At 50.5% G+C, this 23,142-nt stretch carries 23 protein-coding genes; all 23 read right to left on the bottom strand.

What is annotated here, in order from left to right; all coding sequences use genetic code 11:
• Positions 1-63: 63 nt before the first annotated feature.
• On the bottom strand, positions 64-1,380 hold the full coding sequence (hisS, locus tag BQ7397_RS06390) for a histidine--tRNA ligase (protein WP_077075284.1): 1,317 nt from the start codon (positions 1,378-1,380) through the stop codon (positions 64-66).
• Positions 1,377-2,138: a TrmH family RNA methyltransferase gene (locus BQ7397_RS06395; protein ID WP_077075285.1), complete on the bottom strand. Its 762-nt coding sequence runs from the start codon at positions 2,136-2,138 to the stop codon at positions 1,377-1,379. Before BQ7397_RS06395 ends, hisS begins: the two co-directional genes overlap by 4 nt.
• Positions 2,125-2,793, bottom strand: coding sequence for a potassium channel family protein (locus BQ7397_RS06400; RefSeq protein WP_077075286.1), 669 nt, complete (start codon positions 2,791-2,793; stop codon positions 2,125-2,127). Before BQ7397_RS06400 ends, BQ7397_RS06395 begins: the two co-directional genes overlap by 14 nt.
• A gap of 9 nt (positions 2,794-2,802) precedes the next feature.
• Positions 2,803-4,152 (bottom strand): TrkH family potassium uptake protein, encoded by a 1,350-nt coding sequence (locus BQ7397_RS06405; RefSeq protein WP_077075287.1) that lies wholly within the window; start codon positions 4,150-4,152, stop codon positions 2,803-2,805.
• 57 nt (positions 4,153-4,209) lie between these two features.
• The gene (rplT, locus tag BQ7397_RS06410) at positions 4,210-4,560 is read right to left on the bottom strand and encodes a 50S ribosomal protein L20 (RefSeq protein ID WP_077075288.1); all 351 of its coding nucleotides are present in this window, start codon (positions 4,558-4,560) and stop codon (positions 4,210-4,212) included.
• 15 nt (positions 4,561-4,575) lie between these two features.
• Positions 4,576-4,767, bottom strand: coding sequence for a 50S ribosomal protein L35 (gene rpmI / locus BQ7397_RS06415; protein ID WP_077075289.1), 192 nt, complete (start codon positions 4,765-4,767; stop codon positions 4,576-4,578).
• Between the two features lie 10 nt (positions 4,768-4,777).
• Positions 4,778-5,332, bottom strand: coding sequence for a translation initiation factor IF-3 (infC, locus tag BQ7397_RS06420; protein ID WP_234970589.1), 555 nt, complete (start codon positions 5,330-5,332; stop codon positions 4,778-4,780).
• A 111-nt stretch (positions 5,333-5,443) separates the two neighbouring features.
• On the bottom strand, positions 5,444-6,070 hold the full coding sequence (gene udk, locus BQ7397_RS06425; protein WP_077075291.1) for a uridine kinase: 627 nt from the start codon (positions 6,068-6,070) through the stop codon (positions 5,444-5,446).
• The gene (locus tag BQ7397_RS06430; RefSeq protein WP_077075292.1) at positions 6,067-7,290 is read right to left on the bottom strand and encodes a peptidase U32 family protein; all 1,224 of its coding nucleotides are present in this window, start codon (positions 7,288-7,290) and stop codon (positions 6,067-6,069) included. Before BQ7397_RS06430 ends, udk begins: the two co-directional genes overlap by 4 nt.
• Positions 7,283-7,927: an O-methyltransferase gene (locus BQ7397_RS06435; protein ID WP_077075293.1), complete on the bottom strand. Its 645-nt coding sequence runs from the start codon at positions 7,925-7,927 to the stop codon at positions 7,283-7,285. Before BQ7397_RS06435 ends, BQ7397_RS06430 begins: the two co-directional genes overlap by 8 nt.
• Before the next feature lie 26 nt (positions 7,928-7,953).
• Positions 7,954-9,624, bottom strand: a complete 1,671-nt coding sequence (locus BQ7397_RS06440) for a ribonuclease J (RefSeq protein WP_077075294.1) — start codon at positions 9,622-9,624, stop codon at positions 7,954-7,956.
• Positions 9,614-10,069, bottom strand: a complete 456-nt coding sequence (locus BQ7397_RS06445; RefSeq protein WP_083703446.1) for a Fur family transcriptional regulator — start codon at positions 10,067-10,069, stop codon at positions 9,614-9,616. Before BQ7397_RS06445 ends, BQ7397_RS06440 begins: the two co-directional genes overlap by 11 nt.
• 63 nt (positions 10,070-10,132) lie before the next feature.
• Positions 10,133-10,549: a Holliday junction resolvase RuvX gene (gene ruvX / locus BQ7397_RS09250; RefSeq protein WP_077075296.1), complete on the bottom strand. Its 417-nt coding sequence runs from the start codon at positions 10,547-10,549 to the stop codon at positions 10,133-10,135.
• A complete protein-coding gene (locus tag BQ7397_RS06455; protein WP_077075297.1) occupies positions 10,550-11,491 on the bottom strand; it encodes an aldo/keto reductase in 942 nt (313 codons plus the stop codon).
• A 43-nt stretch (positions 11,492-11,534) separates the two neighbouring features.
• Positions 11,535-11,792: an IreB family regulatory phosphoprotein gene (locus BQ7397_RS06460; protein WP_068457777.1), complete on the bottom strand. Its 258-nt coding sequence runs from the start codon at positions 11,790-11,792 to the stop codon at positions 11,535-11,537.
• Positions 11,793-11,840: 48 nt separating this feature from the next.
• The gene (gene alaS, locus BQ7397_RS06465; protein WP_077075298.1) at positions 11,841-14,480 is read right to left on the bottom strand and encodes an alanine--tRNA ligase; all 2,640 of its coding nucleotides are present in this window, start codon (positions 14,478-14,480) and stop codon (positions 11,841-11,843) included.
• 120 nt (positions 14,481-14,600) lie between these two features.
• Positions 14,601-15,839: an AI-2E family transporter gene (locus BQ7397_RS06470; RefSeq protein ID WP_077075299.1), complete on the bottom strand. Its 1,239-nt coding sequence runs from the start codon at positions 15,837-15,839 to the stop codon at positions 14,601-14,603.
• 3 nt (positions 15,840-15,842) lie between these two features.
• Positions 15,843-16,241: an RrF2 family transcriptional regulator gene (locus BQ7397_RS06475; protein ID WP_077075300.1), complete on the bottom strand. Its 399-nt coding sequence runs from the start codon at positions 16,239-16,241 to the stop codon at positions 15,843-15,845.
• Positions 16,242-16,309: 68 nt separating this feature from the next.
• A complete protein-coding gene (gene leuS / locus BQ7397_RS06480; RefSeq protein ID WP_077075301.1) occupies positions 16,310-18,718 on the bottom strand; it encodes a leucine--tRNA ligase in 2,409 nt (802 codons plus the stop codon).
• Between the two features lie 13 nt (positions 18,719-18,731).
• A complete protein-coding gene (gene asnS, locus BQ7397_RS06485; RefSeq protein WP_077075302.1) occupies positions 18,732-20,114 on the bottom strand; it encodes an asparagine--tRNA ligase in 1,383 nt (460 codons plus the stop codon).
• Positions 20,101-21,426 carry a replication-associated recombination protein A gene (locus BQ7397_RS06490; RefSeq protein WP_077075303.1) on the bottom strand — a complete coding sequence of 442 codons (1,326 nt, stop codon included), beginning with the start codon at positions 21,424-21,426 and terminating at the stop codon, positions 20,101-20,103. The genes asnS and BQ7397_RS06490 overlap by 14 nt, the downstream gene beginning before the upstream one ends.
• Before the next feature lie 4 nt (positions 21,427-21,430).
• Positions 21,431-21,892 (bottom strand): transcriptional regulator NrdR, encoded by a 462-nt coding sequence (gene nrdR, locus BQ7397_RS06495; RefSeq protein ID WP_077075304.1) that lies wholly within the window; start codon positions 21,890-21,892, stop codon positions 21,431-21,433.
• Between the two features lie 54 nt (positions 21,893-21,946).
• A complete protein-coding gene (gene ftsZ / locus BQ7397_RS06500; protein WP_077075305.1) occupies positions 21,947-23,038 on the bottom strand; it encodes a cell division protein FtsZ in 1,092 nt (363 codons plus the stop codon).
• Positions 23,039-23,142 lie beyond the last annotated feature (104 nt).

Genomic DNA, 23,142 nt, shown 5'->3' on the forward strand with positions numbered 1-23,142 from the left:
GTCCCTTCATTCATGCTAAGAAGTATAGCAGATTCCTGTTTCTTTTGCAAGACGATTTGCCTGTTAGGCATTTTTCTTTAAAACATCGATCATTTCATCCACGGTCATGGCTTTCTCTTCCCCGGTTTTCATATCGCGAAGCTTCGGCATGTGACTCTCCACCTCCGATTGACCGAGGACGATGGCATAGGCCACATTTAAGTGGTCGGCGTATTTAAATTTCTTGCCGATTTTCCCCGACTCGCCGTAGAAAATACAGCGGACGCCTGCATCTCTCAAGGTCTTTAAGAGGCGTAGCCCTTCTTCTTTCGTTTCATCGAAGGGAATGATCAAGCAATCCGACGCCTTGTCGTCGTAATTCTTTAAAAGACCCGCTTCGTTCAGCTGATAGTACAGGCGGGACAAACCGATAGAAATGCCGACGCCGGGCAGCTGTTGATTGGTGTAGTGGCCGGCGAGATTGTCGTAGCGACCGCCGCTGCAGACGGAGCCTATGGAGGGGTAGTCGTCTAAAATGGTTTCATACACCGTACCCGTGTAGTAGTCCAGACCCCGGGCAATTTTCATGTCGGGGATCATATTCTTGTCCGACACGCCGAGGGTGCGGGCGATGGCGAAGACTTCTTTCAATTCACTGACGCCGGTCTTAAATTCCTCATCCTCCACGTCCATGGCATCCAATGCGGTGAAGACCTCGTCGGTGGTGCCGGTAATGTCGATAAATGCCGCGATTTTTTCTACGGCATCGTCCGCCAGACCGATTTTAAAAAGCTCTTCCTTCACCGAATCCACGCCGATTTTATCCACCTTGTCCACGATGCGAAGCACTTCTTGGGAATCATCGATGCCAAGAGCGCGGTAGAAGCCGTTTAATATGCGGCGGTTGTTCATGTGAATGGTAAAGGCCTCGAAGCCCAAGTCTTGGAAGGTTTTGGCAATGATCGAAGGAATTTCGCCGTCGTTAAAGAGGGACAGCTTGCCGTTTCCGATGATGTCGATATCGCATTGATAGAATTCGCGGAATCGACCCTTTTGCGCCCGCTCGCCTCGATACACCTTGCCGATGTGGTAACGACGGAAGGGAAAGCTTAAACCGCTGTAGTGCTGAGCGACGTAGCGTGCCAAGGGCACGGTAAGGTCGAAACGCATGGCGATGTCCGTGGATCCCTTTTTAAAGGCGTAGACTTGTTTCTCCGTTTCGCCGCCGCCCTTTGCCAGGAGGACTTCCTGTTTTTCCAAGACCGGCGTGTCGATGGGCAAAAAGCCTTTCTCTTCGTAATTTTTGCGAATGATATCTTTCATGCGATTAAAGACCAATTGGTCTTTCGGTAACAATTCCATAAAGCCCGGCAATGTGGACGGTTGTACGATCTGTGTCATTGTCCTCCTCCTTCTATCACAAACATGGCGATGGATGCGGCCACGTTGGCATTAAGCGAATCGACGGTCTCTTTCATGGGAATGCGAAGGCGCACGTCCACCACTTTTAACAGACTTTCCCGAATGCCTCTCGCTTCATTGCCCACCAGCAAGACCATGTTTTTTCTATCTCCTTCGAGCCTCATCCCCTCGCCTCGAATATCCAGGGCGACGAAGCGGCAGCTTTCTTTCAGTTTAAAAAGGGCCTCGTCGCCGATAGTGGCGATAGGCAGGCGAAAGGCCGATGCCATGGAGGCGCGAATGCACTTGTCGTTAGTGGGGTCGACGGTCCCGGGACCGATGAGGACGCCGTCGAAATGAAAAGCCTCGGCGGATCGAATCATGCCGCCTAAATTGCCCGGATCCTGCACGCCGTCGGCATAGAGAAAGCGGCCGACCTTGGGAAGCGCCTCTTCATCCATTAAAAAGCTGCGGCACAGGGCCATCATGCCCTGATTGGTTTCCGTGGCCGCCAATTGCTTAAAGAGAGTTGCTTCAAGGGCCGTCACAGGCACGTTTGCCTTATGGAGCCGGTCGCCAAAGCATTCCAGCTTGTCTTTGTCCACGATCAGCTCTTCAACATAGCCTTCGGCCATGACCTCATCGATAACCACGACGCCCTCTACTAAGAGGCGACCCGATTCCTTTCGCTGTTTCTTATCTTTTAATTTTTTCCAGAATTTAAAGCGGCTGTTGTCCTTGGAATCAATGATCTTCATCGACACGCTCGTTCTGAATTCCCTTTAAGTCGTCGTCGCTTCCGAAGAAAATGACGATATCCTTTTTCTGCAAAATTTCTTCCGCAAAGTGACGCACCAACAAATCCGTCCCCCGTCGAATGGCGATGACATTGACGTGAAAGTCCCGACCGAGCTGCAGGTCGCGAATATTTTTTCCTACCCACTCCTCCGGAACCTCGTATTCGACGATGCCGTAATCGTCGGACAATTCGAAGTAATCGGTGATTCCGTTGTCGGTCAATTGCTTCGCCAGGCGAACCCCCATGTCAATTTCCGGATAAATAATGGAGTGTGCGCCCAGTCGCTTTAAAATATGGCCGTAGCGCTTTGTCGGCGCCTTGGCGACGATAAGGGGGATGCCCGCTTCCACACAGGCGATGGTGGCCATAATGGCCGAATCCAAGCTGCTGCCGATGGCGATGACGGCGCAGTCGAAATTGCTCAGGCCCAAATCCTCAAAGAGATCCTCGTCCATTAGATCCGCCTGAATGGCCGTGGTGACATTTTCTGACACTGCCTTCACGCGCTCGGGATTTAAATCCACTGCCAAAACGTCGTTATGCATATTAAATAGGGTCTTTGCCACCGTCGAACCTAATCGACCGAGTCCAAAGACGATAAAACTTTTAACCATGGCTCTCTCCTATCCCACGATAAATTTTCCTTCCGCATAGCGGAATTTACGTTTGTGCTCCCGATGAAACAGCCCCATGGCGAAGGTCGTCGGGCCGACGCGTCCCAAGTACATGGTAAATGACAGAATCAGCTTCGAAGGATCCGTCAGCATTTCGGTAATGCCGCGGGTAACCCCCACGGTGCCGAAGGCGGAAAATGTTTCATAGAGTACGTCTAAAAACTTTAACCTGCCGCCCTCAAACATAACTACGACGGCGGAAACGGTAAAAACCAAGGACACCCCGATGACGAACAGGGAGTAGGCCTTTCTCACCGTGTCTTTCCCTACGCGGCGGTGGAACAGATCCGTGTCATCGCTGCCTCGAAGGCTTGCCCAGGTGGCTGCCAGAACGATGGCGAAGGTGGTGGTCTTCAACCCCCCTGCCGTAGAGCCCGGCGAACCGCCGATAAACATATACAGCAAGCTTCCGAAGGCCGAAGGATCGGTTATGTCGCCCATATTCAGGGAATTAAAGCCCGCCGTTCGCAGAGTGGTGGATTGAAAAAATGCCGCTAGAATTTTTTCTGACATGGGCAAGGGCTTTAAGGTCAAGGCGTTGTTGAACTCAAAGACATAAAACATAATTGTTCCGGAAATCAACAGGGCGACGGTGGTGACGAACACCAATTTCGTGTGCGGGCTCAGGCGCTTATGCCGCCTGAAGCGCCACAGATCGGCATAGACGACGAAGCCCAGGCCGCCTAAGATAATCAGGACGGCGATGGTTAAGGTGACCAGAAAATCCCCCTGAAAGGATACGAGGGAATCGCCGAATAAATCGAAGCCCGCATTACAAAAGGCGCTGATGGCGTGGAAAAGCGAATAGGCGATTCCCGTTTTGACGCCGTAGACGGGCACCAGATGGCTCGCCAATAAAAGGGCCCCCGCGCCTTCTACCGCCAGGGTCAAAAGCGTGGCGAATTTTATGAGCCGCACCAGACCCGTCAAGCTGTCGGCATTTAATTGCTCGCGTATATACAGCCGACTGGTGAGGGAAATACGCTGACCCGTAAAAATAGAGATCCACATGATCATGGTCATGGTTCCCAAGCCGCCGATTTGTATGAGGCCGATGATGACGCATTTGCCGAATGCGGACCAGCCCGTGGCGGTGTTTCGTACGATCAAACCCGTGACGCAGGATGCCGATGTGGATGTAAATAAGGCATCCACGAAACCGGCGGAGTGATGATCCGCCGATGCCTGGGGCAACATGAGCAGCATCGTCCCCACGGCGATTAAAACCAAAAATGAAATACCCAGCACGAAGGGCGGGTTATGGGAAATTTTTTTATGAAGACGATTGGGTAGTCTCACGATTTTCTCCTGTCAATAAAAACACCCTATAGGGAGTGTCCCTATAGGGTGTAGCGCTTATTCTCCCTTAGCTACTTGAACGAGTTGTGCAAATGCTTCCGGGTCGTGAATAGCCAATTCGGAAAGAACCTTGCGGTTAATGTCCACGTTGGCTTTTTTCAATCCACTGATAAAGCGGCTGTAGCTCATGCCGTTTAAGCGAGCGGCAGCGTTGATTCTCGTAATCCAAAGCTTACGGAAATCTCTTTTTCTTTGCTTTCTGCCGGCAAAGGAGTAGCTCATGGAGCGCATAACCGCTTGGTTAGCTACACGGAATAATTTCGATTTTGCTCCGAAATAACCCTTTGCTTGTTTTAAAACTTTTTTATGACGACGCTTTGCGTTGATACCTCTTTTTACTCTAGCCATGTCTTACCTCCCCGATTACGGAATCATGGTGTCGATGCGACGTACATCGGCCTTGGAAACCAGCGATCCCTGGCGCAAGTTGCGCGTTCTCTTTGCCGTTTTCTTACCCGTTAAGTGACCCTTATAGGCTTTGAATCTTCTTAATTTGCCGGTTCCCGTTCTCGTGAAACGCTTTGCGGAACCTCTATGCGTTTTCATTTTACCCATTGTATTCCTCCTACTTGTTCTCAGACTTCGAGCGGAAAAACATGACCATGCTTCTGCCTTCCATCTTCGGTTTCTTGTCTACTTCCCCGTATTCCGAGACGAGTTCCGTAAATTCATCCAAGACTTCGCGACCGATTTCTGTGTGACCCATTTCTCTGCCGCGGAAACGAACGGAAACCTTTAAACGGTTGCCGTCTTTTAAGAAATCATTGGCTTTATTGGCCTTGGTGTTTAAATCGTGGGTCTCGATTTTCGGCGTCAGGCGCAATTCCTTTACCGTGATGGTCTTTTGTTTCTTCTTCGATTCCTTTTCCTTCTTCATCATATCGTAACGATATTTTCCGTAGTCGAGGACGCGACAGACCGGCGGCTTTGCGTTTGGCGAAATATTGACGAGATCCAATTTAAATTCGTCAGCAATAGCTCTTGCTTTTTCAATGGATACAATACCTAACTGTTCTCCTTGCGGATCGATTAAGCGCACCTCTTTTGCGCGGATTTCTCCATTGATTTGAATTTCCTTAATGACTAAACACCTCCATAGGCAACAAAAAAGCGGGTACACAAAGACCCGCCCATAAAACTGGAACATAACCTTAAAACATTGTCGTAAGGTGAGAAGCGGACTTCTTCTTCATGCTCGATTAGTATATCAAAGGCAATCGGCTCTGTCAAGCTATTTCTCCATGCCTGCCAGAATATGATTCAGCTTTGTTTGAATTAAATCCACCGCCACCTTGTTGTGGCCGCCTTCGGGAACGATAATATCGGCATAGCGCTTCGACGGCTCCACAAATTGAAGATGGGCCGGGCGCACCGTAGCCATGTATTGATCGATGACCGAATCCAAACTGCGGGCACGCTCCTTCATGTCTCGCTTGATGCGGCGCAAAATACGCACGTCGCTGTCCGTGTCCACAAAAATTTTCATGTCCAACAGATCCAAAACCCTCGGCTCGGAGAATAGGAGAATCCCTTCGATTAAAACAATTTCCTTCGGCTCCAGGTGAATCGTTGCTTTTTTGCGATTGTGCACGGAGAAATCGTACTCGGGCATGTCCACGCTCTTGCCCGCCTTCAGTTCCTTTAAGTGCTCGATGAACAGATCGTTGTCGAAGGCGAAGGGGTGGTCGTAATTGGTCTTAATTCGCTCCTCAAAGGACAAATGGCTTTGGTCCTTGTAGTAATTGTCCTGCCGAATCACGGTGCAGCGCGCATCGCCGGTGTTTATTAAAAGCTGTTCGGTGACGGTACTCTTGCCGCTTCCGGAGCCGCCGCAAATGCCGATTAGAATAGGTGTCATCCCTCTACCTTCTTTCGAATCATGTCCTTCGCCTTCACCGGACGAGGTACGGGAGCCGTAAAGATCTGCCGCGCCTTGTTGGCGACGTCGATGGACCGGCCGTCTTCGTCGATCATTTCTTCGATGGTCCAATTGAAAAAGTCTTTTCCCGGGCCGAACACCTCCACCTCGTCGCCGACGAAGAGGCGGTTTCGCTGCTCGATGGTCGCACGCTTCGACTCGGGATCGTAATCCAGCACCACACCGACGAAGTCGTAATCCTTAATGTACGTGACGGAATCGCTGATGCCTTCCGGCCCTTTGGCCTCGGAATAATAAAAGCCCGTGGTGAAATCCCGGTGGGATACTTTTTTTATTTCCTCCAGCCAACGGGGATCGTAGACGAAGTGCTCGGGATCGTCGTAGTAGGCGTCGATGGCCATGCGATAGGCTCGAATCACCGTCGCCAGATAATAGGCGCTCTTGACCCGCCCTTCGATTTTCAAGGAGCGAATGCCGGCGCCGATTAAATCGTCCATGTGCTCGATCATACACAGGTCCTTGGAGTTTAAAATAAAGCTGCCTTCCTCCGTGGAATCGATGGGAAAGTATTCCCCGGGCCGGTGCTCTTCCACCAGATGGTATTTGTAGCGACAGGGCTGGGCGCAGTCCCCTTGATTGGCATCTCTGCCCGTCATGTAGTTGCTCATGAGGCAGCGGCCGCTGTAGCTCATGCACATGGCGCCGTGGACGAAGGTTTCGATTTCGATATCGTCCACCTCTTCTCGAATGCTCCGTATTTCATCCAAGGTAAGCTCCCGTGCGAGCACCACGCGCTCGGCACCGAGATCGCGCCAGAAGCGCACCGTGTCGCTGTTGGTCAGACTACCCTGGGTGCTCATGTGAATGGGTATAGACGATGCCTTCTTCACCCGCATAAACATGCCGGGATCGGCGACGATGACCGCATCTACCCCTGCATCCTCCAGCACCCGGACGTACTCCTCCAGGCCGCCGAAGTCCTTGTCGTGGGGAATAATATTTAAGGTCACGTGGACCTTTTTCCCTCGTTCGTGGGCGTAGGCCACGCCTTCTTTTATTTTTTCTAAAGAAAAGTTTTTCGACGCCTTTCTCAGGCCAAAGGCTTCTCCGCCTAAGTACACGGCATCGGCGCCGTAGTCGATGGCGGTTTTTAATTTTTCCAAATCGCCGGCCGGTGCCAAAAGTTCTACTCTATCCATCCAATCTCCTTACTAGCAAAAGCCCGTCGCCTATGGGCAGTACCGTGGCCGATAAATTGTCCGCCCGAAGCACCTTATGCAGCATGTGCTTCAGCCGCTTCACAATCGTAATTTTTCGACGCTTAAATAATTGTTTCGACGCCAACATGCCGTGAAAGAGCACATTGTCCATGACGATGACGCCGCCGGGTGCTAATCGGCAGAGACATTCCTTGAGAAAAATTTCGTACTGCCCCTTGGCCGCGTCGATAAAAATAAAATCGTAAAAGCCCTCGTCCCTTTGGATAAAATCTCGTCCGTCGCCGACGATAAGGTGAATCCTCTCTTCCAAATGCTGGTTTTGAAAGTGGGTCCGGGCGTTAATGGCCCGGTCGGGATCCAACTCCACCGTGGTGATTTCCGCATCGTCTACGGCCCTTGCCATAAGGGATGCGGAATAGCCGACGGCCGTTCCCAGCTCCAGGATTTTCTTCGGCGCCAAAAGGGGCAGGAAAAATTGCAAAAAGTTTTCCACCTGCCGATCGACGATGGGAATGCCTTCGTCTTCGGCAAAGGCGCGCAGCTCCCCAAGATAGCCAACCTGCTCCGGGAAAAGCCGGGCCAAATAGTCTTCGATAAAAGGTTCCGTAATATGCATGAGAAAAAAGCCGGCTAAACCGGCTATTAAATATCCATAATGATCGGAAGGATCATGGGATTTCTTCTCGTCTTCTTAAAGATGAAGTTTCTTAAATCGTCGCGAATTTGTGATTTAATCGAAGACCAGTCCTTGATGTTTTGTTTTTTGCAGCTTTCAACGGCTTTCAATACCACATCGCGCACCTCGTTCATGAGATCCGTGGATTCGCGGACGTAAACAAAGCCTCTGGAAATAATATCCGGACCGGAAACCATTTGGCCGGTCTTTTTGTTCATGGCGATAATGGCAATGATCATGCCATCTTCTGAAAGATGCTTTCTGTCGCGAAGCACGATGTTACCCACATCGCCGATGCCCAAGCCGTCGATTAAAACCTGGCCCGCTTCCACATCCTTCACGCGATGGGCTTCCGTCTTGGTCATTTCCAAGCAGGCGCCGTTTTCCATCAGGAAGATGTTGTTCTTCGGCACGCCCATTTTTTGTGCCACTTCCGCATGCTTAAGCAAGTGCTTGACTTCCCCGTGGACAGGAATAAAGAATTTCGGCTTCAAAAGACTCAAAAGCATTTTGTGCTCTTCCTGATAGGCGTGACCGGAGACGTGAATTTCCGACAGGGATTCGTAAACCACTCGAACGCCTTTTTCCAAGAGATGGTTGATAACGGTGTTGACGGCGCTTTCATTTCCCGGAATCGGGTGGGCCGACAGGATAATGACGTCGTCTTTCGTCAGCTGAATGCGCTTGTGCTCTCCGGTGGAGATACGAGTCATGGCGCTCATGGGCTCCCCTTGGCTGCCTGTGGTAATCAGGACCAGTTGCTTGGGATTGTACTTGTCCATGTCCTTAATATCCACGATGGTGTTGGGACGGACCTTTAAATAGCCCAGGTTTTCCGCAATGCCCATGACGTTCAGCATGCTGCGTCCGCTTAAAACGACTTTACGATTGTATCGCTCCGCCGCCGTAATGATCTGTTGAATACGATAGACATTGGAGGCAAAGGTGGCGATAATGATGCGGTTGTTGCGCATGAGGGCGAAGAGTCGATCGAAGGTGGCGCCGACTTTCCGCTCGCTCATGGAAAAGCCCTCGCGAAGGACGTTGGTCGATTCGCTGAACAGGGCCAGGACGCCGCGATTGCCGATTTCAGCCAAGCGATTTAAGTCGATGGGATCGCCTGAGATCGGCGTGAAGTCGACCTTAAAGTCGCCGGAGTGGACCAACACGCCCAGGGGCGTGGTAATGGCCAAAGCCGCCGCATCGGGTATGGAGTGATTGACTTGCACCCATTCCACCTCAAAGAACTTGCCGATTTTTACCGGCTGCTTGTAGCTGACAGTGATCATCTTGGTCGAGCGCAAGAGGCGGTGTTCTTTTAATTTGTTTTCCAACAGAGCCAAGGTCAACTTCGTTCCGTAGACGGGCACGTTGATTTGCTTCAACACATAGGGCACGGCGCCGATATGGTCTTCGTGACCGTGGGTAATGACGATGCCTTTGATCTTATGCTTGTTCTGAATCAAATATTGGATGTCGGGAATGACGATGTCGATTCCCGACATGTCGTCTTCGGGAAAGGTCATGCCGCAATCGACGACGATGAGCTCGTCCTTGTATTCGATAACGGTCATATTCTTCCCGACTTCGCGCAGTCCCCCGAGGGGAATAATGCGAAGCTTTTGTTTACTTTTCATTCGCTTCTCCTTCTAATTTCCGGCTGCACTTTTCACATATGCCGTAGAACTTTAAATTATGATCGGTGATGTGAAAGTGCACGCTTCGTTCTATTTCATCTTCTAAATCATCTAATAAATCCATGTTGACTTCCGTAATTTCGTGGCAAACATTACAGACCAGGTGATGGTGTTTGTGCTTTTCATCCTCGATACGTCGTTCGTAACGGGTCGTGCCATCTTCAAAGGTCAGGGCCGTTAAAAAGCCGATGGAATCCAACAGGCTGACGGCGCGATACACCGTCGCAATCCCGATTTCGGGCATTTTTTTTGCAGCGTAATGAAAGACCTCTTCCGTGGTCATGTGTTCGCCCTCGCGTTCGGCAAAAACCTCCATCACCACTTGACGTTGTCTCGTAAACTTATAACCTTTGCTTTGTAAAAATTCTTTGAATGTATTGTCCATGGAGCACCACCTATATTCATCCATATCGTCCGTTTGCTACAAAAGGGCCGAAAGAAACAGCGACTAAAGCGACATTTGATCCAAATACATTTGCAGGATTAAAGTCGCGGCCAGCTTATCCACATGCTTTTTTCTGTTTTCCCTACGAACGCCACCTTCGATCAGTACGGCTTCGGCACCGGCTGTGGTCAGTCTTTCATCCACATACACAATTTCCATGTTCAACGCCTCTTTTAAGTAATCGGCGTAATTCATGGTTCGCTTTGCCTGAAAGCCCAAGGTATTATTCATGTTTTTCGGTAAACCGACGATCAGTTTTTCCACGTCGTACTTGTCGATCAGCGCCTTGAGCGCCTCGACATCTTCCACCTTCGATGCCCGCTTAATCGTCGTCACGCCTTGAGCCGTAATGCCCAAGGGATCGGAGACGCTGACACCGATGGTTTTGTTTCCAATGTCCAGTCCTAATAATCGCTTCATTTAAATCACTTTAATGCAAAATTCCGGGCATACTGTCGCACAGTAGCCGCACAAAATACAGTCATCGTTTACGACGGCACGGCCGTCTTCCACGTGAATCGCATCTTGCTTGCAGCGCGCTTGGCAGCTGCCGCAGCCGATACAGTAATCGCCGATGATCAGCTTGCGTTTCTTCTTCGATACGTCTTCCAAAGCCCGCTCGTTCTCTTTTCCTCTTAAAAAAAGATCCGTATTGTAGTCGATCTCTTCTTTCGATTGCATGCCGATTGCGGTCGAGTCGATGCAATCGACGGAAGAAATCCATTTTAGAGCGTCGCGGTTTTCTGCAATTAAATGGCCGCCACCCAGAGCTTTCATTGAATAAATCCCGATGCCCTGATTGTGTCGATGTTCAATGGCGTTTAACATTTCCTGAGGCGTGCCGTCTTGAATCCCTACTCCGCGCCGATTAATGATCGGGTGGATCACCTCGATCTCCGGAAAAAGCGCCGTCGCATTGACGCAGCCGATAAAGTGGGTGGAAATGCCGATGGCACGGATGTAACCCGCCTCTTTTAATTCGGCCAGTCGCTTTAACGCAGCCTTATGGCCCTTTAAGGTCAAGAGAGATTCCTGCTCGTGCAACATAAAAATATCAATGTAGTCCGTGTCCAACTCCTCCAGCGCCTTTTTTACGCTGGCATCGGCCGTCTTTTCGTCGTAGCAATAGGCTTTCGAGGTGATCACCCATTCACTGCGACCGACTTCTTTAATGGCTCCTTTAATAAAAGCGTAATTATCGTAAATTTCTGCCGTATCAATAAAGTTGATACCCTTTTCGTGGGCGTAAACTAATAATTCCGTCCCTTTATTTAAAGGTAAATTTGCCTGAAATCTTGAAAAGGTCAACGAGCCGTAGCAAAGAGGCGACACGTGGATCCCAGTTTTCCCTAACACAGCCATAGTTTGCTCCTAAAATAAATAGAGATGAGCGCAAAGCCCATCTCTAATCTTCCTTTAAATAGAATGTCAGCAGCTCTGACAGAAGTTCGTCACGTTCAATGGATTGAATGATACTTCGCGCGTCTAAGTGGCTTGTTATATAGGTGGGGTCTCCGGATAATATATAGCCAATAATTTGATCGATGGGATCGTATCCCTTATCCTCTAACGCATGAAATACAGTGGTAATCCCGTCACGGATTTTCTCGCTGTCGCCATTGGTTTTCTCGAATATATGCGTCTCAAACTGATTATTGTCCATATAATCTCCTCCATAGGAGCATTATATCATAAATTTCATTGACATACATTACTTTCCAATGGCATTTACAATATCTTTTACCCTATCCATGGCCTCTTGGACTTTGCTGACGTCCTTGGCACCGGCCGTGGCCATGTCGGGGCGACCGCCACCGCCGCCGCCGGCGATTTTTGCCACCTCGCGGACGATGTCTCCTGCCTTAAAGCCTTTTTCGATTAAAGACTTAGGCGATGCACAAACGAAATTGACCTTGTCGCCTGAGACAGTAGACAGGATGATCAAAGCACCTTCTTTGTCCCGCAAGCTTTCAGCCATGTTCCTGAGATCTTCCACACTGACGTCGGTAAAGTGGCCCCGGATCACGTCGATGCCGGCGATGGCTTCTTTATCTCCCACTTCTTCCGCCATTTTGCTCTTGGCCATGTCGGCGTGAAGCTTCGTCAGTTCCTTTTCCAGACCTTTTTCCTTATCCAAATGTTGAACGAGCTTATCGACGATCACGTCGTCGGTGGCCTTTAAGAGGCCTGCGATTTTTTTATTCATTCCCATGGAGCGGTTGAGCAGTTCGTAAACGGCGGGGCCGGTGACGGTTTCCATACGGCGAACGCCTGCGGAAATGCCGCTTTCCGACAGGATCTTAAACAGACCGATTTGCGCCGTGTTGTCTACGTGAGTTCCCCCGCAAAGCTCCATGGAGTAATCGCCCATGGATACGACGCGCACGTTGTCGCCGTATTTGTCTTCGAAAAGGCCCACGGCTCCCTTTTCCTTGGCCTCTTCGTAAGAGAGAACCTCCGTCTTAACGGGAAGGGATTGGAAAATCGCTTCATTTACCGCCTTTTCAACGGCGCGCAGGTCTTCATGGGATACGGCTTCGTAATGGGTGAAGTCGAAACGCATAAAGTTCGGACCGACGTAGGAGCCCGCTTGATTGACGTGATCCCCTAATTGATCCTTCAGCGCCTTGTGAAGCAAGTGGGTGACGGAGTGGTTGCGGCGAATCTTTTCTCGGCGTCGTTTGTCCACAGAAGCATCTACTGCTCCCGTCGACACAATGCCCTCTGCCACGGTGCCTATAGAGTAGGTGTGGCCGCTCTTCGTCTTTTGCGTGTCCTCCACTTGGATCGTAAAGCCGTCCCCGGTGATCGTTCCGGTATCGCCGATTTGGCCGCCGCTTTCGCCGTAAAAGGGCGTAGGGGTGATATAGAAGACGCCCTTTTCGCCGGCACCTAATTGATCCACCTCTTCGCCGCCGGCAATAATGTGCAGAAGCTTCGCACCCTTTACCTCGGTGGTATCGTAGCCGACGAATTCGATGGTTTCGTCTACATCGTTGAGCTCGTAGGAAGACATGCTGGACCAGCCGATATTGTCGGAGTCGTCCCGCGCTTCTCTCGCCCGCTCTTTTTGCGCTTCCATTTCTTTTTCAAAGCCCGCTTCGTCCAAAGCGAGTCCGGCATCGGAGAGGATTTCTTCGGTGAGATCCTCGGGGAAGCCGTAGGTGTCGTAGAGCTTAAAAGCTTCCGCACCAGCCAGCTCGTTTTCTCCGGCGGCTTTTAATTTTTCGATTTCCTCGTCCAGAAGACTCATGCCGGTTTCCAGGGTCTTTAAGAAGCGCTCTTCTTCACGAAGAATGACTCTGGCGATGACTTCCCGATTGTCGTCCAGCTCTTTGTATTGGACCTTCCAGGAATCGATGACGCTTTCGCAAAGCTTGTATAAAAACGCCCCTTCGATGCCCAAATTTCGTCCGTGCTTGGCGGCGCGGCGGGTGAGGCGCCGTTCCACATAGCCTCGTCCTTCGTTGGAGGGCACGATGGAGTCGGAAATCATAAAGGTAATGGCGCGAATGTGGTCCGTAATAACCCGCACCGATTCGTCTTTTTTCTTGTCGGTCCCGTATTCGTAATTCGCCATGCGGCAAATATCTTGCAGGATGGCGTTAATGGCGTCGATTTCAAAAATATTGTTCGCATCTTGAAGCACGGATGCAATACGCTCAAGTCCCATACCCGTATCGATGTTGGGATTGGCCAGAGGGTGGTACTCCCCTTCTTCGTCCTTGTCAAATTGGGTGAATACCAAATTCCACACTTCGATGTAGCGGTCGCAATCGCAGCCGGGCTTGCAGTCGGGATCGCCACAGCCGTGTTCTTCGCCTCGGTCGAAATAAATCTCGGAGCAGGGACCGGAGGGTCCGACAGCAAGCTCCCAGAAGTTGTCGTCCTTGCCCAGGCGCACGATCCGCTCTTTCGGCAGGCCGATCTCTTCGTTCCAAATGGTGAAGGCTTCGTCGTCATCTAAATAGACCGTGGCCCAAAGGCGATTCGGATCAATTTCCAAGACGCCGGTTAAAAATTCCCAAGCCCAATGAATGGCTTCGTGTTTAAAGTAATCGCCGAAGGAAAAGTTCCCCAGCATTTCAAAAAAGGTGGCGTGACGGTCGGTCTTGCCCACGTTTTCGATATCGCCGGTGCGAATGCACTTTTGCGACGTGCAGACCCGGTGAGCGGGAGGTTCCGCTTCGCCTGTAAAGAATTTCTTCATCGGCGCCATGCCTGCACCGATTAAAAGCAGGGACTTGTCCCCCTTCGGTACCAAAGAAAAGCTGGGCAAAGCCAAGTGTTCGTTATGTTCAAAATAATCCAAGAACGCGGAGCGTATCTCGTGTAATCCCAATGGTTTCATAATGCCTCCCGATATTTGTATAGTCTCTGATTAAAATTATAAAGTTGGCCGCATGGAAAGTCAATTTTCTACCGTCGCCACGGCCTTTGAACAAATAAAATAAGTGACGGAGTCCGTCACTTATTGCACTTGTCTTAATTCTTCTTTTTTTCGTCTGCCGTCGCGCAGCTTCATAAGGATAAAGTTTTTGATGATGACCAAAATGGAGAAAACGGGCACGGATAAAATCATACCCATAACGCCGAAAGTGCCGCCGCCGATAAAGATACACATGAGGACGATGGCCGGATGTAGCCCGGTGCGCTTGCCCAAAATTTTCGGCGCAAACAAATTGTTTTCCGCCCATTGCAGGAAGAAGAACATGACCGCCACCCACACGGCCTTGGTCCAGGAATCCATAAAGGAAAAGAAGAAGGCCGGTATAAAGGCGAGGAAAGGTCCGATGTATGGAATAATGTCGGCGATGATGGTAATCAGCCCGATGGCCACGGCGAAATTGACGCCTAAGATGAAGAGCATGAACATGGTCATGAGACCGACGATGACGGCGAGAAGCAATTTCCCTTTGACAAATTCCATCATGGCCGCGTTAATTTCAGAACCCAGGTTCAAAATATCCGATCGGAAACCGGAAGGAATGGCCTTGTAGACTTTTACTTTGATACGATTTTTATCCACCGTAAAGTAATAGGTAAGGATCAAGACCAATACAAAGCTGACCATGCGGCCGATGGCGGCATACATGCCGCTGGCCATGGAGCGGACCTTGTCCAGAAAGCTGTTCTCCAACGTATTTAAATAGGCTTCCACCTGTTTCTGTCCGCTGGACATAATCCGCGTCATGTCGAGGTTCGTCATCTTTTCAATTTTGTCCGACATCTCTAAGATGCGTACGTTCCATTCGTTCAGCCACTGGGGCAGAGCGATAAACAAATTTCTCAGCTCTTCGATGGTCTTCGGCAGGACCACGACAAACAAAAGCACCAGGGCGAGAATAAAGCCCACGTAAACGATGAGTACGCCGAATCGCCTGGGGATGCGCTTCGTCTCCAGATAATTGACCAGCGGGTTAATGATATAGGCCAAGATCACGGAGATAAAGAAGGCAGTCAATGCCGTTCGCAAAACGGGAAATCTTGCAAACACATAGCGAAGGGCGATGAGGGCCAGTATCCCTAACAGAATCATCCCGACCAATCTCAGGTCCAAATGAATACGCCTGCTCTTGTCGATGTATTGATTGCCGATGTTGATCAGGTAGTAGACGCTTAAAGCGATGAGCAAAATGAGCAAGATGCCCCGGATGACGACGAGAAAATTCGGCGTCACCACGTCGAAAAAGGAATCGAATTGATGCATAGACTACCTCATATCCGCAAGAGACATGGATTTTAATACACCGTCTACTTCTTGCTGGATGCGATCCAAAATCGACTTCGCCGAGCAAGCTTCTCCCCGATCACAGGAAATGCTCTCGTCGCCGCTACAACAGGAAAAAGCCATTTCTCCTTCCAGTGCGGCAATAACATCGGCGATGGCGATCTCTTCCGGCGGCGATGCCAAGACGTAGCCGCCTTGGGCGCCTCGGATACTTTCTACCAGCTTGCGTTTTTTTAAGCGTGAAAACAATTGTTCAAGATAGGCCACGCTCAGGCCTTCGGCCTCGGCAATGTAATTGACCGATAAAGGTCCCTTGCCGTAATTTTCCGCCAAATGATACATGGCCATGAGTCCGTAACGACCTCTCGTCGATAACTTCATGTCTTCACCTCCTTAATCCCTAGTCATTTTCTATGAATAAGATACCTCATTCACCGAAAGCTGTCAAACTACTTGACAACGACATTCAAAATCTTGCCGGGGACGTAGATTTCTTTGACGACATTCTTGCCTTCCGTTTGCTTGACGAAGCTTTCATCGCCGTGCAAAACGCCCAGGGCCTCTTCTTGGGAAGCTTCCCGAGGCAGTGTGATTTTAAAGCGCACCTTGCCGTTAAATTGAACGGGCACTTCCACCACATCTTCCACGGTCTTGTCTTCGTCGTAGCTCGGCCAGGATTGTTCGCAAAGATGGCCGCCGAAGTTACATGCCTCCCACAATTCTTCCGTAATGTGGGGAGCCACGGGATTTAAGAGGATCAGGAAGGTCTTGAATTCCGCTTCATTGATGCCTTCTTTTTGGAAAATATTGACGGCAGTCATCAGCTGAGCGATGGCCGTGTTGGCCTTTAAATGTTCGTAGTCGTAGCTGACTTTTTTAATGGTTTGGTGCATCAAGACTTCTGTCTCTTTTCTGTAGGCGCTGCCCGGTTGAACAGCTTCCGCCAAGCTCCACACCCTTTCCAGGAAACGACGGCAGCCTCTGACGCTGTTGTCGGACCAGGGTACGGATTTTTCGAAGTCGCCGATAAACATTTCGTAGGTTCTCAGAGTGTCTGCACCGTACTGATTGACAATGTCGTCGGGATTGATGACATTGCCGCGGCTCTTGCTCATTTTGCCGCCGTCTTCCCCTAAGATCATGCCGTGGCTCGTGCGTTTTTGATAGGGCTCTTCCGTATTGACGACGCCGATGTCGTAGAGGAATTTATGCCAGAAGCGAGAGTACAGCAGGTGCAAGGTGGTGTGCTCCATGCCGCCGTTGTACCAATCCACGGGCATAAAGTATTCCAAAGCCTCCTTGCTTGCCAAGGCTTCGTCGTTGTGAGGATCGGTGTAGCGCAGATAGTACCAGCTGCTGCCCGCCCATTGAGGCATGGTATCCGTTTCGCGCATGGCGGGCTTGCCGCATTTCGGACAGGTGGTGTGTACCCATTCATCCACTTCAGATAAGGGCGATTGGCCGTTATCCGTGGGCTCGTAATTTTCTACTTCGGGAAGCTCTAAGGGCAACTGATCTTCGGGCACGGGTACCCAACCGCAGTCGTCGCAGTGAATGAGGGGGATCGGTTCGCCCCAGTACCGTTGTCTGGAGAAGACCCAGTCCCGCAATTTATAATTGGTTTGGCGCTTGCCAAGTCCTTTTTCCGTAATCCACTCGATCATTTTGTGAATGGCATCTTCCACTTCCATGCCGTCGAGGAAGCCGGAATTGATCATGTGGCCGGAGTGAACGTCTACATAGGCCTCTTCTTCCACATTGCCGCCGTCGATGACGGGGACGATGGGCAGACCGAATTTCTTCGCAAATTCCCAGTCGCGTTGGTCGTGGGCCGGCACGGACATAATGGCGCCGGTGCCGTAGCTCATTAAGACGTAGTCGGAAATCCAAATGGGAATATCTTTTCCGGTAGCCAGGTTAATGCCGTAGAGGCCCTCTAAGGCGACACCGGTTTTTTCTTTGGAAAGTTCCGTGCGCTCGAAGTCCGACTTCTTTTCCACTTCGGCAATATAATCATCCACGGCATCGATGTTTTTAATCATGTCGCGGTGATCCTTCACCAAGGGATGCTCCGGTGCCACGACCATATAGGTGGCGCCGAAGAGGGTGTCCGGACGGGTGGTAAAGACGTTGAGCACCGTGTCCGTGCCCTTCACTTTAAAGAGAATTTCCGCACCGACGCTCTTGCCGATCCAGTTCCGTTGTTGAATCTTAACCGGCTCGATAAAGTCCACGTGATCCAAGCCTTCCAAGAGGCGATCGGCGTAGGCGGTGATCTTTAACATCCATTGGCTGCGACGCTTGTGCTTCACTTCCGTGCCGCAGCGCTCGCATTTGCCGCCGACGACTTCTTCGTTGGCGAGACCCACCTTACAGGAAGGGCACCAGTTGACGGGCATCTCTTCCTTATAGGCCAGGCCGTGCTTGAACATTTGCAGGAAGATCCATTGGGTCCAGCGATAGTATTTGGGGTCGGTGGTGTTGATTTCTCTCGACCAGTCGAAGCTGAAGCCCAGGCTCTTTAATTGCTTTTTAAAGTTGGCCACGTTTTTTTCCGTCACGATGCGAGGGTGAATTTTATTTTTAATGGCGTAGTTTTCCGTAGGCAGGCCGAATGCGTCCCAGCCCATGGTGAAAATAACATTTTCGCCTTCGTAGCGACGCTTTCTCGCCACGATATCCAGTGCCGTATAGGGGCGCGGGTGACCGACGTGGAGCCCTTGTCCCGAAGGATAGGGGAATTCGACTAAGGGGTAGAACTTTTTCTTTCCGGGTTCGATGACGGCCTTATAGGTCTCGTGTTCGTCCCAAAAATCTTGCCATTTCTTCTCGATGACTTTAGGATCGTAATTTTTCATCGTAAATGCCTTTCTAAAACTCTGCGTTGCCGACGGTCCGCGGGAAGGGAATCACGTCGCGGATGTTTTTCATGCCGGTAATATACATGACAGCTCGTTCAAAGCCCAAGCCGTAGCCCGAGTGCACGACGCTACCGTAGCGGCGAAGGTCCATGTACCAGCTGTAGCTTTCTTGATCGAGTCCGAATTCGTCCAGCTTGGCCAAGAGAACGTCCGGTCGTTCTTCCCTTTGGCTTCCGCCGATAATTTCGCCGATACCCGGCACCAAGAGGTCCATGGCGGCGACGGTTTTCTTATCTTCGTTTTCGCGCATATAAAAGGCTTTGATTTCCTTGGGATAGTCCACGATAAAGACGGGTTTTTTGTAAACTTCTTCCGTGATGTAGCGTTCGTGCTCCGTTTGCAGGTCGATGCCCCAGCTGACCGGGAACTTAAATTCGTGGCCGCTCTTTTCCAAAATATCGATTGCTTCCGTGTAGGTAATCCGCACGAATTCCGATTCGACGACGTTTTTCAAGCGGTCGATGAGACCTTTGTCGATAAAGGAATTAAAGAATTCCATTTCGTGAGGCGCGTGTTCGAAGACATAGTTAATAATGTACTTGAGCATGTCTTCCGCCACATTCATATTGTCTTCCAAATCGGCGAAGGCCATTTCCGGCTCGATCATCCAAAATTCCGCCGCATGGCGTTGGGTATTGGAGTTTTCAGCGCGGAAGGTGGGCCCGAAGGTGTAGATATTTCTGAAGGCCGTGGCGAATGCTTCCCCTTGTAATTGGCCGCTCACCGTTAAATTCGTGTGCTTGCCGAAGAAGTCTTGGCTGAAATCCACTTTTCCCTCGTCATTTTTCGGCGGATTGTTTAAATCCAACGTAGTGACCTGGAACATTTCTCCGGCACCTTCGGCGTCGCTGGCCGTAATAATCGGCGTGTGAACGTAGACGAAGCGGCGTTGTTGGAAAAATTCGTGAACTGCAAAGGCGATGAGGCTGCGCACGCGGAACACCGCTTGGAAGGTGTTGGTGCGGGGACGAAGGTGAGCCTTGGTCCTTAGGTATTCGAAGGTGTGACGCTTCTTTTGCAGCGGATAATCGCTTTCGGCTAAGTGCTCGGCCGTAATCTTTTTTGCGTGGACCTCGACGGGTTGCTTTGCTCCGGGGCTTTCCACCAGCTCCCCTTCCACGCGAATGGAGCTGTAAATCGGGTACTTGGCGATTTCTTTAAAGTTTTCAAGCTCTGCCTCATAGACGACTTGAATTCCGTCGAAGCCGCTGCCGTCGGACAGTTGGATAAAGCCGAAATTTTTCGAATCTCTGGAGGTTTTAATCCATCCTTCCAGGACCAAATCATGTCCTAAGTAATCCTTATAATTTTCTAATACTTCACGAATTTCCACTGGTGTCCTCCTGTTTTATCTTATCTAAATACGCGGCGAGCTTTTCTTCATAGCCTCGATCCGTCGGTCGGTAATATGTTTTTTCTTCCATGTCCAAGGGTAGGTAGCGCTGCGGCACATAGCCCCCCGAATAATCGTGAGGGTAGCGATAGCCCTCGTGAGCGTCCATGGGCTGGTGCTGATCCCTTAAATAGGGCGGTATCACGGAGCCCACGCCCTTTTTTACGTCGCTCAGTGCCTCTCCAATAGCGAGGTAGCTTCGATTGCTCTTCGGTGCCGAGGCCAAATAGGCCGCCGTCTGCGCCAGGGGGATGCGCCCCTCGGGCATGCCGATAATACGAAGGGCTTCAAAGCACGCCACGGCTAAATTCAGCGCGTGGGGATCCGCATTGGATATATCTTCCGAGGCGGAAATAATCATGCGGCGGGCGATGTACTCCGGCTCTTCGCCGGAATCCAGCATTTTTGCCAGGTAATAAATGGCCGCATCGGGATCCGACCCTCGAATGGATTTTATAAAGGCTGAAATCGTATCGTAGTGATTGTTTCCGTCCCGGTCGTAGCGCTGATTGTTCTTTAAAGACGAATCGGCCAGATCCTGTTTCGTAATATAAATGCTTCCGTCCGCTCCGGGCGGCGTGCTTAAGACCACGATCTCCAATAAATTTAAGGCGTATCTGCCGTCGCCGTGGCTCATGGCTATTAAGCTTTCAAGCGCGCCGTCTTCGAAGACGATGACATCTTTGCCGTAGCCCTTCTTCTCGTCCTTTAAGGCCCGCATCAAGAGCTTCTTCACGGCCTCATCGTCTAAGGGATAAAGCTGCACCACCTGAAGCCTGGAAAGCAGGGCGCCGTTGACGTAAAAATAGGGATTTTCCGTGGTGGCCCCCATTAGAATGATCTTCCCCTTTTCCACATAAGGGAGCAACACGTCTTGTTGCGACTTATTGAAGCGGTGGATTTCATCTAAAAATAAAATCGTCTCCAGGCCCTGTCCGCCCAAGCGGTCCTCGGCCTCCTCAAGCACCTTCCTGAGCTCTTTTACATTACTCGTCACGGCGCTTAAGGGCACGAAGGCCCGGTTGGATACATTGGCCATCATCTCGGCCAAGGTGGTCTTTCCGATGCCCGGTGGCCCGTAAAAAAGAAGAGAGGGCATAAAGCCCGAGCGTATAAGCCGGTCGATGTACTTGCCCTTGCCCACAACGTGGTCCTGACCGACGTACTCATCCAAGGTCTTGGGCCGCATGCGCTGGGCCAGGGGGGCACTTTTTTCCAAATGATTTTCCGCTTGAAATGAAAATAAATCCATAGCCTCAATCCGTTTTCTTTTTGCGTAGCTCTTCCAGCTCCGCCATAAAGCTGTCGATGTCCTGGAAGCGCCGGTAAACGGAGGCGAAGCGGACGTAGGCCACTTCATCTAAGTCCTTGAGACGCTCTAAAATCATTTCACCGATTTCCTCCGACGAAATTTGCTTCACCATTTTCGCTTCCAAGGTCATTTCGATATCGTCCACCACTTTTTCCATGGCCTCCAAGGAGACGGGACGCTTTTCACAGGATTTTATCAGCCCTTTAAGGATCTTGTTTCGGTCGAAGACCTCGATCCCGCCGCTTTTTTTCTTGACGGTCATGGGCACTACTTCTACCTGCTCGTAGGTCGTGAATCGTCTGCCGCAGGACATGCATTGCCGTCTGCGCCGTATAGAGGCGCCTTCCTCCGTTGGCCGGGAGTCGACGACTTTCGATTCTAAATGTTGACAGTAGGGACAGCGCATGATTCACCTCCTAAAAAAGAAAAGACGTATCCCAAAGGATACGTCAAAAATCTCTTATCTCATTCTGCGAAGAAAATCCGGGATATTTAACTCGTCATCCTTATTTCTTTTGGCGGATCCGGTTTTCTCTTCTTTTTTATCGTCGCCCGATCCGACAAAGCTCTTCCCTGCTTTTTTCGGTTGATTGTCTTCGTCGTCGCCGAATTCCGTGGCGATGACCGTAATCTTCACTTGATCTTTCAAGGACTCGTCGATACCGGCACCGAAGATGATGTTGGCTTCTTCGTCGACGGTGGAGCGAATTAAATCGGCCGCTTCGTTCATTTCAAACATACCTAAGTCGTTGCCTGCCGTAATATTTAAGAGAACCGACTTGGCGCCTTCGATGGATGTTTCCAATAAGGGGCTTTCCACGGCGTTTCTGGCTGCTTCCGTAGCGCGATCGTCGCCGGATGCATAGCCGATGCCCATGTGAGCGATGCCCTTGTCGTGCATAACGGTCTTCACATCGGCAAAGTCCAGGTTAATGACATTGGGAACGCTGATTAATTCGGAGATCCCTTGAATACCTTGTTTTAGTACCTCATCGGCCATTTGGAAGGCTTGAGAGAAGGTGGTCTTCTTATCGGAAATGCTGAACAGGCGATCGTTGGGAATAATAACCAGTGTGTCGACCTTGCCCTTTAATTCGTCGATGCCTTTAATCGCTTGTTTCATGCGACGAGCACCTTCAAAAGCGAAGGGACGGGTAACCACACCGACGGTCAGGGCGTTTAATTCCTTGGCGACATCGGCGATAATCGGCGCTGCACCGGTTCCGGTACCGCCGCCCATGCCGGCCGTAATGAATACCATGTCCGCACCTTGCAGTGCTTCTCTGATTTCATCCAGGCTTTCTTCGGCGGATTGTTCGCCGATTGCAGGATCGGCGCCGGCGCCTAAGCCTTTGGTAACTTTTTCGCCGATTTGAATTTTCGTTTCAGCCAGGGAATTTTTTAAGGCTTGACGATCCGTGTTGACGGCAATAAATTCGACACCCTTAACGCCTGCACTGATCATGCGGTTGACGGCGTTGTTTCCGCCGCCGCCGATACCGGCTACTTTTATTTTTGCAAATTCTTCGTGATCCATATCAAAATCCAACATATAACTCCTCCTACTCGCGCACGATGGCCCTTTAAGATCATATCAATTTATTCTATTTTATAGACAAACCGCGTACAAGTCAAGACAACTTGACTCCTCTACCT

The sequence above is a fragment of the Aedoeadaptatus urinae genome (assembly GCF_900155585.1).
GTDB classification, from domain to species: domain Bacteria; phylum Bacillota; class Clostridia; order Tissierellales; family Peptoniphilaceae; genus Aedoeadaptatus; species Aedoeadaptatus urinae.

Excerpts from the sequence above, each read along its gene's own strand:
- hisS (WP_077075284.1), bottom strand. The coding sequence starts at position 1,380 with ATGACACAGATCGTACAACCGTCCACATTGCCGGGCTTTATGGAATTG.
- BQ7397_RS06395 (WP_077075285.1), bottom strand. The coding sequence starts at position 2,138 with ATGAAGATCATTGATTCCAAGGACAACAGCCGCTTTAAATTCTGGAAA.
- BQ7397_RS06400 (WP_077075286.1), bottom strand. The coding sequence starts at position 2,793 with ATGGTTAAAAGTTTTATCGTCTTTGGACTCGGTCGATTAGGTTCGACG.
- rplT (WP_077075288.1), bottom strand. The coding sequence starts at position 4,560 with ATGGCTAGAGTAAAAAGAGGTATCAACGCAAAGCGTCGTCATAAAAAA.
- rpmI (WP_077075289.1), bottom strand. The coding sequence starts at position 4,767 with ATGGGTAAAATGAAAACGCATAGAGGTTCCGCAAAGCGTTTCACGAGA.
- udk (WP_077075291.1), bottom strand. The coding sequence starts at position 6,070 with ATGACACCTATTCTAATCGGCATTTGCGGCGGCTCCGGAAGCGGCAAG.
- BQ7397_RS06430 (WP_077075292.1), bottom strand. The coding sequence starts at position 7,290 with ATGGATAGAGTAGAACTTTTGGCACCGGCCGGCGATTTGGAAAAATTA.
- BQ7397_RS06435 (WP_077075293.1), bottom strand. The coding sequence starts at position 7,927 with ATGCATATTACGGAACCTTTTATCGAAGACTATTTGGCCCGGCTTTTC.
- BQ7397_RS06440 (WP_077075294.1), bottom strand. The coding sequence starts at position 9,624 with ATGAAAAGTAAACAAAAGCTTCGCATTATTCCCCTCGGGGGACTGCGC.
- BQ7397_RS06445 (WP_083703446.1), bottom strand. The coding sequence starts at position 10,069 with ATGGACAATACATTCAAAGAATTTTTACAAAGCAAAGGTTATAAGTTT.
- ruvX (WP_077075296.1), bottom strand. The coding sequence starts at position 10,549 with ATGAAGCGATTATTAGGACTGGACATTGGAAACAAAACCATCGGTGTC.
- BQ7397_RS06455 (WP_077075297.1), bottom strand. The coding sequence starts at position 11,491 with ATGGCTGTGTTAGGGAAAACTGGGATCCACGTGTCGCCTCTTTGCTAC.
- BQ7397_RS06460 (WP_068457777.1), bottom strand. The coding sequence starts at position 11,792 with ATGGACAATAATCAGTTTGAGACGCATATATTCGAGAAAACCAATGGC.
- alaS (WP_077075298.1), bottom strand. The coding sequence starts at position 14,480 with ATGAAACCATTGGGATTACACGAGATACGCTCCGCGTTCTTGGATTAT.
- BQ7397_RS06470 (WP_077075299.1), bottom strand. The coding sequence starts at position 15,839 with ATGCATCAATTCGATTCCTTTTTCGACGTGGTGACGCCGAATTTTCTC.
- BQ7397_RS06475 (WP_077075300.1), bottom strand. The coding sequence starts at position 16,241 with ATGAAGTTATCGACGAGAGGTCGTTACGGACTCATGGCCATGTATCAT.
- leuS (WP_077075301.1), bottom strand. The coding sequence starts at position 18,718 with ATGAAAAATTACGATCCTAAAGTCATCGAGAAGAAATGGCAAGATTTT.
- BQ7397_RS06490 (WP_077075303.1), bottom strand. The coding sequence starts at position 21,426 with ATGGATTTATTTTCATTTCAAGCGGAAAATCATTTGGAAAAAAGTGCC.
- nrdR (WP_077075304.1), bottom strand. The coding sequence starts at position 21,892 with ATGCGCTGTCCCTACTGTCAACATTTAGAATCGAAAGTCGTCGACTCC.
- ftsZ (WP_077075305.1), bottom strand. The coding sequence starts at position 23,038 with ATGTTGGATTTTGATATGGATCACGAAGAATTTGCAAAAATAAAAGTA.